The 12,831-nt window shown below is 64.6% G+C and carries 8 protein-coding genes; 4 read left to right on the top strand and 4 right to left on the bottom strand.

Annotated elements, in window-relative coordinates; translation table 11 throughout:
• A partial coding sequence (locus ABEL04_RS01980; protein ID WP_375800698.1) for a ribonucleoside-diphosphate reductase, adenosylcobalamin-dependent occupies window positions 1-1,936 on the top strand: 1,936 nt, incomplete at its 5' end.
• A 705-nt stretch (window positions 1,937-2,641) separates the two neighbouring features.
• A complete protein-coding gene (locus tag ABEL04_RS01975) occupies window positions 2,642-3,184 on the top strand; it encodes a GbsR/MarR family transcriptional regulator (RefSeq protein ID WP_375800697.1) in 543 nt (180 codons plus the stop codon).
• A 33-nt stretch (window positions 3,185-3,217) separates the two neighbouring features.
• Here the strand turns inward: ABEL04_RS01975 and ABEL04_RS01970 are convergent, their stop codons facing one another.
• The 4 genes from ABEL04_RS01970 to ABEL04_RS01955 all read right to left on the bottom strand — a co-directional run bounded on the left by ABEL04_RS01970 (window position 3,218) and on the right by ABEL04_RS01955 (window position 8,887).
• Window positions 3,218-4,066: a LytR/AlgR family response regulator transcription factor gene (locus ABEL04_RS01970; RefSeq protein WP_375800696.1), complete on the bottom strand. Its 849-nt coding sequence runs from the start codon at window positions 4,064-4,066 to the stop codon at window positions 3,218-3,220.
• Between the two features lie 36 nt (window positions 4,067-4,102).
• A complete protein-coding gene (locus tag ABEL04_RS01965) occupies window positions 4,103-5,422 on the bottom strand; it encodes a sensor histidine kinase (RefSeq protein ID WP_375800695.1) in 1,320 nt (439 codons plus the stop codon).
• 111 nt (window positions 5,423-5,533) lie between these two features.
• Window positions 5,534-8,050, bottom strand: coding sequence for a TonB-dependent receptor domain-containing protein (locus tag ABEL04_RS01960; protein ID WP_375800694.1), 2,517 nt, complete (start codon window positions 8,048-8,050; stop codon window positions 5,534-5,536).
• A 183-nt stretch (window positions 8,051-8,233) separates the two neighbouring features.
• Window positions 8,234-8,887, bottom strand: a complete 654-nt coding sequence (locus ABEL04_RS01955; protein WP_375800693.1) for a class I SAM-dependent methyltransferase — start codon at window positions 8,885-8,887, stop codon at window positions 8,234-8,236.
• 255 nt (window positions 8,888-9,142) lie between these two features.
• Here ABEL04_RS01955 and ABEL04_RS01950 point away from each other — a divergent pair, with 255 nt between their 5' ends.
• Both ABEL04_RS01950 and ABEL04_RS01945 read left to right on the top strand, forming a co-directional pair.
• Window positions 9,143-11,743, top strand: coding sequence for a bifunctional aspartate kinase/diaminopimelate decarboxylase (locus ABEL04_RS01950; RefSeq protein WP_375800692.1), 2,601 nt, complete (start codon window positions 9,143-9,145; stop codon window positions 11,741-11,743).
• A gap of 174 nt (window positions 11,744-11,917) precedes the next feature.
• The coding region (locus ABEL04_RS01945) for an aspartate kinase (RefSeq protein WP_375800691.1) at window positions 11,918-12,831 on the top strand (914 nt) is incomplete at its 3' end.

The raw sequence follows: 12,831 nt of genomic DNA, 5'->3' as shown, positions 1-12,831 counted from the left end.
CCTCCACAAGTTCAACATGTCGGTGCTCGTCAACGACGCGTTCATGGAGGCGGTGAAGAACGACGACAAATGGGCCCTTCGCTTCCCGGACTACGAGAACGAGAAGGAGTTCTACAAAGAGCACTGGGACGGCAACCTGAAGGCCTACCAGGAAAAGGGCGGCACGGTGAAGACGTGGAAGGACCCGGCCACGGGCGAGCCTGCGGTGTACGAGGCCCGCGAGATCTGGGACAAGATCATGCGGTCGACGTACGAAAGAAATGAGCCGGGTGTCATCTTTGTTGATACAATAAACAGGGAGAATAACTTAAATTACGTAGAACATATCAATGCGACGAATCCCTGTGGCGAGCAAGTCCTCCCAGTTGGAGGGGTATGCTTACTTGGTAATCTAAATGTCACTCAGTTGGTAGATCGAAAACAAGGCGAGATCAACTACGACCTCGTCGACGACCTCGTCCCCCTCGCCGTCCGCTTCCTCGACAACGTCAACGACATCAGTTACGTCCCGCTGGAGGAGCAGCAGCGCAACCTGCAGCAGAAGCGCCGCATCGGCCTCGGCCACTACGGCGACGGCTCGGCGCTCATGATGATGAAGACGCGCTACGGCTCCGAGGAGGGCGCCCGCGTGATGCGCGAGTTTCAGGAGCACCTGGCCAACCGGGCGTACCAGGCCAGCGCGCGCCTCGCGGAGGAGAAGGGCGCGTTCCCGCTCTTCGACAAAGACGAGTACCTCAGCAGCCCCTTCGTGCAGCGCCTCTCGGAGGAGACGCGGGAGATGATTGGCGACCTGGGCCTGCGCAACAGTCACCTGCTCAGCATCCAGCCCACGGGCAACACGTCGACGCTGGGCAACGCGCCGTCGAGCGGCATCGAGCCGGTCTTCATGCACAGCTACATCCGGACCTCCGAGCAGCCGGCCCTGCCCGAGGACGTCAACCGGCCCGCGATGTCGCCCACGGCCTACGAGGTGGGCCAGGACATCGATGCAGACGGGACGGCGTGGGTTGCCGAGGAGCAGGGCGACGAGACTGTGCTCCGCTGCCAGGAAGAGGGCTACACCCACTGGCAAATTCACCCGACGCGCGACATCTGCAAAGATCAGGAGGTGAAGGACTACGCCGTCCGCCACATGGAGGAGGGCGGCAGTTGGGACCCGGACGCCGACTGGGCCGTCACGACCCGCGATCTGGACGTGGACGACCACCTCGCGCAGATGAAGGCACTCGCGCCCTTCGTGGACTCCTCAATGTCGAAAACGGTCAACGTCCCGAACGACTATCCCTTCGAGGACTTCAAGGAGCTCTACAAAAAGGCCCACGCCACCGGCGTCATCAAGGGGGTCACGACCTACCGCGCCGGGACGATGAGTGCGGTGCTCTCCGGCGACGACGAGGAGGACCAGACGGTGCCCCGCACTGAGGCACCCGACCGTCCGGAGACCCTGCCCTGCGCCATTCACCGTGTGCGGTACCAGGGCGACCACTGGACCATTCTGGTGGGCTTCCTGGAAGAGGATCCCTACGAGGTCTTCGCCTTCAAGTCGGAAGGAAAGGCCCCGCTCTTCGGCGACGACAGTGAGCGGATCGATGAGGGATACATTCAGAAAAACGAGAGCCGACACTACTCGCTCCTGGGGCCGAATGGAACGGTGGTGATTGGGGACATCACCAGCCACATGCCGTCCGATGAGGTGCGGGTAGAAACGCGGCTCGTCTCTACGGCCCTGCGCCACGGCTCGAAGATCGACTTCCTCGTGGAGCAACTTGAGAAGGCGGAAGGCTCCATCGCATCCTTCGGCCAGTCGATGGCGAAGGCCCTTCGTGCTCACGCCTCGGGCCACACGGTCACCTGCGACCAGTGCGGCTCCTCAAACGTCCGGCACGTGGAGGGCTGCATGGAGTGCGCCGACTGTGGCCACTCGCGGTGCAGCTAATTCAGGCGGCCCGTGGGACCGCCGCCGTAGTGCGCTCAGGGACGCTCCGGCACCTGGCGGGGCGGGCGCTGAGTGGTTCGTCGGGCCGCTCGCCAGACGCCCCACGAGAACGAACGCGTCACGAAGGGGCAGTGGACGTGCGGGAGCTCCTGCATATTTGCTACGGCGTGCTGAAATCCGGTCGCCCCTTCGACGCATCGCTGCATCCAGGAACCTGACACGCTTGACATTCAACACAGCATCTGTCGTGCTGGTGCGCTGAGTGGGAGTAGTGCTGAGTAACAACGCCGAATCCGAAATCCGCCTGGGTCTGATCCCGTTTGGACGCAGAACAGGGGGCTGGAAGAAGGAGAGGAGCACTCGGCACCGAGGGGCTCAACAAAAATTGGACAAATTGGAGCGCGGCCCCTATATTCGGCTTGTCTGTTTCGTGCCCAGGGTGCGATAGCCGTCGTCATGGCACGACTTTCGAAGCCTTGTGCGGCCGAGAAAGAATCGTGAGGCTTCCGGCGATGGACATGCATCGGAAGGCCTGAGTCCACGAGCGTGGCATCCTACCTCGTGGGGACGGGGACTCCGACACCCCCGAAGAAACGATCAAGCCGCAACTATGGGGGTCCCCCAACATTTAACAGATGAACAATGCCCCACCGTTTGCCAGCCTCTTAAGGCTGGTGCTTATGCATCATTGCCTTCACAAAGCACATGAGTCACTCGAAAGAACCATCCTCGCTCGAGCGCGAACTGATCGAAGAGATCGGCAACATCTACGAAGACTTTGGCCTTCGTCGGCTCCAAGGCCTGATTGTCGGGCTTCTTCTTACGAAGGACGATCCGGTCTCACTCGACGACATGGTCGAGATTCTTGATCGGTCGAAAGGGCCGATTTCCATCTCCGTGCGACGCCTCGACGACATGGGGCTTGTTCGCAAGGTGGAAGGACCCAACAACCGACGGAACTACTACGCGTCTCACCCCGACATCTTCTTCAACAACTTTAAATTCAGCATGGCCACGGTCCGGAAGAACCGGGACTTGGCCGAGCGCTTCCTTGCGCGCGTTGATGCTGGGGAAGGAGGGGAGGAGACCGAAAAGACGAGTCAGAGCCTTGAGCGTATGAAGGCCTTCTACGACCTCATGGAGACCTACCTCGAGGACTTCGCTGAGGAGTGGCGGGAGATCAAGCAGGAGCGTCTTGAGGCCGAAAGGGCTGAGACCGAAGAGCCAGCGGAGGCGGTGGAGACGTAGAACACGCTCTGCTGCCACTACCGGGGATGGTCTTCACGAGAGGCCTGTCTCAAGCTGGGCGAGCAGGTCCTCGTGCCGACTCCGACTTACGTCGAGTTCCTCACCGGTTTCGAGCCGGGCCGTGTAGTCACCGCCGGAGCGGCGGTACACCGCCTCAATGAGGTCAAGCCGCGCGATCGTGGACCGGTGAATACGGGCGAAGTTTGAGGGATCAAGGCGGTCCTCCAGGACGTGCATCCGCTCGCGCAACAGGTAGGTCTCGTCGGCCGTGTGGATTTTCACGTATGCGTCCTCGGCGGTGATGAACCGAATGTCGTCGACGGAAACGACGCGCACCTTGCCCGGTAGGTCGATGGTGAGCCGCCGGAGGTAGGACGTCTCTGGATCGGAGGCGCGGTCGGCGTCAGGGGCCTCGGACGCCTCGCCGTCCGCCGCGGCCACGATTTCCTCTTCGGAGGCATCGAGCAGGCGACGGAACCGGTCGGCGACGGCCTCGGCCTCCTGAAGAGACCGCATCTCGAGCCCGCGCCGAAACGCCTCTTCGAACCGGTCGTCGTCGAAGGGTTTGAGCAGGTAGTCGATCGCGGCGTACTCGAACGCCTTCAGGGCGTACTGATCGTAGGCCGTGACAAAGATCGTCGGGGGCATATTGGAGGGGCCGATGGTTTCGATCACCTCCAGCCCTGTGCGCTCCGGCATCTGTACGTCTAGAAAGACGAGGTCGTACGACGTGGTGCGGAGCGCCTCGACGGCGTCGTTGCCAGAATCTGCGCGGTCGATCTCCCGCACCTCCTCGCGGGGCTCCAGAAGCTCGACGAGTCGCTCGCGGGCGTACCGTTCGTCGTCCACGACGAGGATGGAAAGAACTGGGGCGTCGGGCATGGCAACAGGACGAGGGGTGAGAAGTGGAGGGAAACGCTATTCGGCCACGATCCCTGATGCTCGGAGGCTGCGGTCGGACTCGGGCGTGTGAAACGGTAGCTGGATGACGACGCGCAGCCCGCCATCTGGGGCGTGCTCGAAGTCAAGCGCAGCGGCGTCGCCGTAGAGGCCGTCGAGCCGCTCGGCAATGTTCTGGAGCCCCACGCCCTCCTCGTCAGTCGGATCGGAGGGCTGCCCGTTCCCTGAGGGCACCGCGCCGTCCCCGGAGAGGCCCTGTCCATCGTCCACTACCTCAAGGATGAGTGCCTCGCTGTCCCGCGCCGCCCGGATGAAAAGGTGGCCGGTCTCGTCGGCCCCCTCGAACCCGTGCTTGACCGCGTTTTCGACGATGGGTTGCAGCACCAGGGTCGGAACGAGGGCACGCCGAGTGTCGGGATCAATGTCGAATGTAATCTCGAGTTGGTCGTCGAGACGGAGCTTCTGGATGTCGAGGTAACTTTCGAGCATGTCCAGTTCCTCATCGAGGGGCACCTCCTGCTGGTCGGACGTAGAGAGGACGTGCCGCATCAGATCGCTCAGTCGGGCCGTGGCCCGCCGGATGCCCTCGGGATTGCGGCCCGCCATCGTGGAGATGGTGTGCAGGGTGTTGTGAAAGAAGTGCGGGTTGATCTGCATTCGCAGCGATTCCAAGCGGGCCTCCGTCAGTTGGGAGCGCAGTTGTTCGGCCTCGCGTTCGATCTTCTCCGCCTGCTCCTCGCGCGCCTGGGACCGCAGGTATTCGTACCGCCCCATCCCGATCATCAGCAGAAGCGAGTACGGAACCAGCACGTTCAGAAATTCGAGGCCGGTCAGAATTTCGACCGGATGAAAGGAGTTCTCGGGCGGATCGGGCGGGGGCCAGAGCGTGACGATGCCGGCCCGAGCGGCATGCCGCCCAATCTCCATGATGTACGGAAGGCAGACCGCGAGAAGAAGGTGTCCGCCCAGCACGAGTCCCCATCCACGCAGCCCCCCTCCCTGCGTTCGAGGATGCAAGCGAACGCAGGCCCAGAAGATCGGAAGAGCGGCGAGCGCGTAGAGAAGCACGACCGTCAGTTTCGTCGTGGCGTCCCGAAACATCTCTGCCTGGGTCGACGGAGCGCAGCACGAGCTGTTGAGGCTCGTGAGAAATGAGAGGGTGGCCAGAAGAACACAGACGCCCCCGATAACTCCGATCTCGGCCCACGTAAACCCGGCGTACGGCAGATCGGGCTCCTCCAGCTCCATTGAGGAGGGCGCCGATTCGGGATTCTCCTCTCCGTGGGAACGGTTCCCCGAACCGTCGGCATGGAGGGGAGAGGCGGAACCAGTCGGCACGGGCCAATCTGCGAGTTGTGAGAAAAAATCGAAATACGGCGAGGAGGCAACCGGAACAGCCCCGATTGCCTCCTCTGCGAAACGAGCACGGTCGTCGAGACGATCCGACCGCTACCCGCCGCCCATGGGGCCTACGCCGCCCCCGCCGGATTGAGACGGGCGGTCCTTCTTCTGGTCAGGATTGCCAAACCGATAGGAGAAGGAAAACGACACGGTGCGTCCGTCCCAGTCCCGCGTCAGCCGTTCGGTGACTGTGCCCGTGCGTTTTCGCAGTCCAATCTCGGAGGTGTTGAACGGGTCTCGTACGTGCAGGCCGAGGCTGCCCTGGTCGTCCCAGAACGTCTGTTCGAGGGAGGCCCGAGTGCGGGCGTACCCGTCGATGCGACCGAAGCCCGTGTCCATGGGGGTGCGGTACAACTGCGACACCTGCAGGCGAAGGCCCGGGCGAACGGTCCATTTGACGTTGGCCCGGCCCATCAGGGCGACCCGCGTGCGGCGCGCCTCCGGGTCGAGCCGTCCGCCCTGCGTGACTCGGCGGTAGGCGTTGCCGCTGAGGTTGGCCTTCACGTCCTTGCCCAGCCGCAGGGAGGTGTTGAGCTGGGCCCCGAACGACGTGTTGGTGTCGTAGTTGTCGTAGGTCCGCACCGTCATACTGTCGTCCCGGATGGTGGCCCACGCAATCGCGTTGGTCGTGCGGCTGACGTATGGGCTGAGGGTGACGGTGGCGGGGCCGAGCTTCTGCATGACGGTCAGTTCGGCCTTGTGGATCTTCTCCGGCTCGAGATTTGGGTTGCCTTCGAACCGGACGTACGGATCGCTCGACGCCCGGAAGGCACTCAGCTGATGCAGGTGCGGCCGGTCGATCCGCTTGCTATAGCTGAGGCTCACCCGGCGGCCCGGGCCCATCTCGTAGGTGAGGCTCGCACTTGGAAACAGGTTGGTGTACAAGGATCGGTCCGCGTCTGTCCCCGTCGGCTCAATCGTCGTTCGCGTGTGCTCCACCCGCAGGCCGACCTCGGCGTCGAGGGGGCCGATCGGACGTTGCGCGGTGACATACCCGGCGTGGACCTGTTCGCGGAACGAGAGGTCGTTTTCCTCGACGGGCGACGCCGGAAAGCGACCGGCCTGCTCGTCGAAATGCTGAATCTCGTAGTGCTCGTTGAGGCGGCGGACGGTCCCCTTGTAGCCGGTCTCGACGGTCCATGGGCCCAGCGGGCGCGTGTAATCGACCTGCGCCTCTACGTTGTGCTCCGTTTCGGTGTCGACCTGCCGCTCGCGGGGTGGGGCTGAGGCCTGCTCCTCCCGGAGGCGCGTCTCGCTCTCGCCGCCGTCGTATCGAAGATCGGCGGACAGCTCGTGGTTTTCGGCGTCGAACTGGTGGCTCACCGAGAGCCGTTCGTCGAGGTGGAGCGACTGACGGGAGCGCTTGATCTCACGGGTACTGGTTGGTGCGTCGCTGCGCCGGGCGGTGGTGGTGTGGTCCTGATCGCTGTTCCATATGCTGCCCGTGGAGGTCAGGGAGAGCGTCGTCTGCGGCGCAAGGGCGTACTCGATTTCGGCGTTGAAGCTGTGGCCACTGTAGGCTTGCTGGCGGGACGTCTTCTGGTCGAGAAGAGGCGGCGCCTCGGCGTCCGGCCGGTGGCGGAGCAGGTCCTGGACGAGATTGCGCTCGTTGTAGTTGGAGCTGTAGGCGCCATGGAGCGTCCAGGGGCCGCCCTGGTAGCCGAGGGTGCCGGAGCCGTCGAGGCGCGGGCCGAATCCGGCCGAGGCGGACACGCCGCCACTCAGGCCCTTGTCCTCCGTTCGGTCGAGCACGATGTTGATGATGCCGGCCGTGCCCTCGGCCTCGTGGCGGGCGGAGGGATTGGTGTTGACCTCCACCTGTTTCACGTTGTTGGCCGACAGGCTCTTCAGGTACTGCACGAGCGCCTTGCCGTCCATTGACACGGGGTCGCCATTGACATGAATCGACACGTTTGAATTCCCACGTAGGTGAATGGCGCCGCTCATTTCGTCGACCCGAAGGGACGGTAGGTCCCGCAGCACGTCAACGGCAGACTTGCCCGCGCGGGCAACCTGACTCATCTCTACGTTGTAGATCGTCTTGCTCCCCTTCGTCGTCACCGACGGCCGCTCGGCCGAAACGGTCGCCCCGTCCATCTGCGCTGCGCCGCCCTCGAGGCGAACGGGGGCGAGCGTGCGGGTCGGCGACGATGGGGTGATCGTGATGGAGCGCGAGGTGGGCTCGTACCCGACGAAACTCGCAACGACCGTGTACTCGCCTACGGGAAGGTTCTCGACGATGAAGTGGCCGGTGCTGTCGGTGGAGGCGCCGCCCACGAGCGACGAGTCGGACGGCTGCCGCACGGCGACGTTCGCCCCGGGAAGAGGCTGGCCGGTCTCCGCACTCTGGACGACTCCTTTCACGACCCCCGGCCGATCGTCGCCCAAGGCAGGAGGCACGAATATGGCCCCGGCAAGAAAGGCGATGACGACGACGAGGGGGAGCGCAGGCGTTCTTCGTGCGGCGGGCGGGTCGTCCACCGGTGCGGCGGACGGTGTGCACACGTCCCCCAGGTGGCGATGAGCGGCGAGGAGGGCGGGGAAGAAGCGCGGCCAGTCGGTCACGAGCGTGGCGATGGCATGCTGAGCGAGACGATGAGCGGCGCAGCGGCCACGGTCTCGGGGACGCTGCGTGGGCCTCAATGCTCGCTCTGAGCCGAGGATTTGACGCGGGAAGCGAGTTGCATATAGCCGTAGCGACCCGCATCTGGCGACGCAGATGCGCTTCGACGGGCGTGGATGAATGGTTCAGGAGTCACGATTCTCCTCCGGCCGGGCCGCTACCATCATCCAGTGTCGGTGATCGCCTTCGTCGCGCAGCGTGTCCACCTCGCGGACAACCTCGAACCCGGCCTGCATCAGTTCGCGTCGGGCGTGGTGCATGCTGAGGTCGTGGGCCTCTACTTGGCGCGCTCGGTTGGCGTCAACGAGATCGTCCTCAATCGACTCCTCCATCACGAGGCGTCCACCCGGCTTCAGCGCCGCACGGAGGTGGCGGAGCATCTGTTCGTGCGCCGTGAATTCGTGGTACGCGTTCCGAATCAGCACTGCATCGAAGGAGCGGCGGGGCAGCATCGGGTTGTCGTAGACGCTCGACACGGTGGTGACGTTGGTAACGTCCCGCTCCTTGATAATCTCGTTGAGGTCCTCCAGGTCGTCCTCGTCGATGTCGACGGCGAAGGCACGGCCCGAGTCGCCGACGGCCTCGGCCATTTGGAGTGTGTACTCGCCTTCGCCGCTGCCTACGTCGGCCACCCAGTCGCCCGTTTCGATCTTCAGGGCTCCGAGCAGAACGTCGGCGTCGCGGGGCTCGTCCTGACTCCACGCCATCGGGGCAACGCGGACGATGAGAAGCGTCAAGACGATAGAGATCAGCGTGAGGATTCCTTTTTTGGCAGACATGGTCATTGGGGGTTGGTTCGAGAGGGCGCGCTCCTTGGATGGATCAGTCGTCGTCTCGATTCGGGCCGCGTCCCTCTGATTGCGTCGCAGAACGTGACTTGCATCTGCGCGTAGCGAGCCGCATCCGTCCCTCTGGCATGTCCCCGAGAAGTGTAAAGAGATGGAACCGCGCCCGGAACGACTTGCCACTGCCCGGTGTCCTCCCGATGTTATCCGGTGCCGCATCGCTTTCTTTCGCAGACGAAGTGGAGGTCTATGTCGACATCGAGCCCCTCGTGGGTCGTGTGCAAGTTTGGTGGGACGAGCGTTTCCAGCCGGGCCCGCTGGGACACGATCATCGAGGTCGTGCATGCTCATCGCGAGGAGGACCGGCATCCATTCCTCGTGTGTTCGGCCCTGCAGGGGGTGTCGGACCAGCTTGAGATGCTGCTTCGTGAGGCCGAGCACGGCGGCGATCCGTGGTCGACGTTCGATGCCATCCGGGATCGGCATCGTGCGCTGGCCCGGGACCTGGAGGTAGCGGCTAACGCGGCACTGTCGGACGAATTCGAACGGCTGGAGGCCCTGACGACGGAGGTGCAGTCGATGGACACGCCGTCGCCCCGTCAACGGGCCGAGGTTCTAGCCACCGGCGAACTCCTCTCCACCCGGCTCGGGGCTGCATACCTGTCAGCCCGGGGGCTGCCCGTAGAGTGGCTTGACGCCCGCGAGTTTCTGCGGGCCAAAGACGATCCCCACCTTCCTCCACGCCGTCAGTACTTGTCCGCCACCTGCGCGTCGCACGCCGATTCGGTGTTGCAGGCTCACCTCGCCGGGGCCCCGGAGGCCGTGTACCTCACACAGGGGTTCATCGCGAGCAACGCACTCGAGGAGACGGTCCTTCTTGGACGCGGCGGCTCGGATACCTCGGCGGCCCACTTCGCCGCGAAGCTGGGTGCCGAGCGGCTTGAAATCTGGACCGACGTTCCAGGACTCTTCACGGCCAACCCGCACAAGGTTCCCTCTGCGCGCCTGCTCCGCCACCTCGACTACGATGAGGCTCAGGAACTAGCCACGATGGGAGCTACGGTGTTGCATCCCCGCTGCCTCGGCCCGGCACAGCGGCACCAGATTCCGCTCCACGTTCGTAGCACGAAGGCCCCCGCCGTGGACGGCACGACTGTGGCCGACGACCGCCCCGATGCGGGCCCGCAGGTGAAGGCCATCTCGGCCAAGACCGGCGTCACGGCCATAACCATGGAGACGCTCGGGATGTGGCAGGAGGTCGGCTTCCTGGCGGATGTCTTTCAGATCTTCAAGCACCACGGCCTGTCTGTGGATCTTGTGGCCACCTCCGAGGCAAACGTCACCGTCACGCTCGACCCGACGGCCAACACGCTCGACTCCGATGTCCTGGATCGTCTGCTGCACGACCTGAATCGGTACTGTGAGGCCGAGATCATCGACCCGTGCGCCGTCGTGAGTCTCGTGGGGCGACACATTCGATCGTTGCTGAATGAGCTCGGGCCCGCGTTCGAGGTGTTCGACGAGCAAAAGGTGCACCTTGTGACGCAGGCGGCGAGCGACCTCAACATGAGCTTCGTGGTGGACGAAGAGCAGGCCTCTCGTCTCATGAAGGAGCTCCACGCCCAGTTCTTCGGGGCCCAGGTTCCGGATGCCATCTTTGGTCCGCAGTGGCAGGAGCTGGTCGAGCCCAGTGCTGGCCCGGAGGCGCGGCCCGACGCGTGGTGGCGTCGCCGCCGGGATGAACTGCTCCGCCTCGCCGACGAGCAGTCGCCCCGCTACGTCTACGACGAGGCTACGCTCCGGGCAAAGAGCGAGGAAATACAGAATCTGGCCCCGGTCGATCGGGTTTTCTACGCGGTCAAGGCCAACCCCCACCCCCACGTGCTGCGGGTGCTGGAGCAACAGGGACTGGGGTTCGAGTGCGTGTCTCCCGGCGAGTTAGATCGGGTCATCGATACCCTTCCGGCCCTCGATCCGGCCCGGGTGCTCTTCCAGCCGAATTTCGCGGCCCCTGAGGAGTACGCTACCGCCTTCGAGCGTGGTGTGCACGTCACCCTCGACAACGTGCAGCCCCTCGCCGAACGGCCAGACGTGTTTGCCGGGGAGGAGATCTTCGTACGGGTGGACCCGGGGCAGGGACACGGACATCATCGCCACGTGCGCACCGCGGGGGCGCAGTCGAAGTTCGGCGTCGTGCCGGACGACCTGGAGCGGCTCCGGGCGGTCGCTGATCAAGCGAATACGACCGTCACAGGTTTGCACGTGCACGTTGGCAGCGGCATCACCGACGAGGACACGTGGGCCGACCTCGCGGACTTTCTGGCGTCGCTGGCGAGCGGCTTCTCGAACGCTCGCACGATTAACGTGGGCGGGGGGCTCGGCGTGCCGAACCGTCCCGGCGCCTCTTCCCTCGACGTGGAGGCTCTCGACGCGGCACTCCGCGAGGCCCTAGGGCAGCAGGCCCGGTACAACCTCTGGATGGAGCCGGGGCGCTACCTGGTCGCCACGGCCGGCGTCCTGCTCGCCCGCGTCACGCAAACCAAAGAGAAGGGGCCTGTGCGCTACGTAGGGCTCGACACCGGCATGAACAGCCTCCTCCGCCCGGCCCTCTACGGGGCTCACCACGAAATCGTGAACCTGACCCGCCTGAACGAGGCGCCCTCCATCACCGCGGACGTGGTGGGTCCCATCTGCGAAACGGGCGACGTGCTGGGGCACGACCGGCGCCTGCCACACACAGAGCCGGGCGATGTGCTGCTAGTGGCAACGACAGGAGCGTACGGCGCGAGCATGAGCAATCGGTACAATCTGCGCCCCCCCGCCGAGGAAGTGCTGCTGACGAACGACTGAGAGGACCTGGGTGGCAAAATCGACAGGTCGGATCGACGGACTGCGATGCCGAACAGAGCGCTTCTGCGCTCGGTGGGGTAGGCAGGACCGACCGACCAGGACGCGGAACACTCCTCAAAACCCTGTGGTAGCAGGCCGGAGTATCTCCGATGTTCTCCTAAGCCGCGTCCCTACGTGCCCGACCGTTCGATTCGTCCCCCCGATTTGGCCCGCTCCCCCCACGTCGTCTTCAAGTTTGGAGGCACGACGGTGGGCACGGCGGAACGATTTCGGACGGTGATTGCACTCCTGCGGGAGGCGGCCTCCGAGGGACCGGTGGTTGCCGTCGTCTCGGCCCTCTCGAGGGTGTCGCGCCGGCTTTCGGCCGCCGTGGAGGCCGTCGCGACACAGTCCGACCGCTCTACGGTCGTCGAGGAATTGACGGAGACCCTTCGGGCCCGGCACATGGCCCAGGCCGAGGCCGTGCTGAGTTCTGCCCAGCAGGAGGCCTACGAAGCCCTGCTGAACGAACGCCTTCGGGCCCTGCGACGCCATTTCGCGCAGGTTGAGCGCGCCGGGTTCACGCCAGCGGGCCGCGATGCGGTGCTGGCCGTCGGAGAGCAGCTGTCGGTGCCGATGGTGACGCTCGCGCTGCGCGACGCTGGCCTGGAGGCGCCCCACTGCGATGCGACCAACCTTGTCATCACCGACGATACCTTCGGGGAGGCGAACGTCAACCACGAAGCAACGGCCGAACGCATCCGGGAATGGTACCAGGCCCTTGCACCGGGGGCTGTACCCGTCGTGGCCGGCTTCATCGGCGCGGCGGAAACAGGATCCACGACGACGCTCGGCTTCGAGGGAAGCGACTACTCGGCGGCCCTGTTCGCGCGCCTCCTGGGGGCGCAGTGCCTGACCCGGTACACGGACGTGGACGGGCTCTACACCGACGATCCGGCGGCAAATGAGAACGCCGAGCGGCTCGACCGCCTATCGATGGAGGAGGCCCACGCAATGACCGAGTCGGGACGCCTCGGCATGCACCCCAAGACGCTGCGGCCCCTGGCAGACGCGAACATTCCCCTGCAGGTTCGCTCGATCGTTGAGCC

This window comes from Salinibacter sp., from assembly GCF_042218895.1.
In the GTDB taxonomy this organism is placed as follows: Bacteria; Bacteroidota; Rhodothermia; order Rhodothermales; family Salinibacteraceae; genus Salinibacter.
Note: the sequence above shows the minus strand (reverse complement) of the source record. Positions and strands in the feature narration are given on the sequence as shown.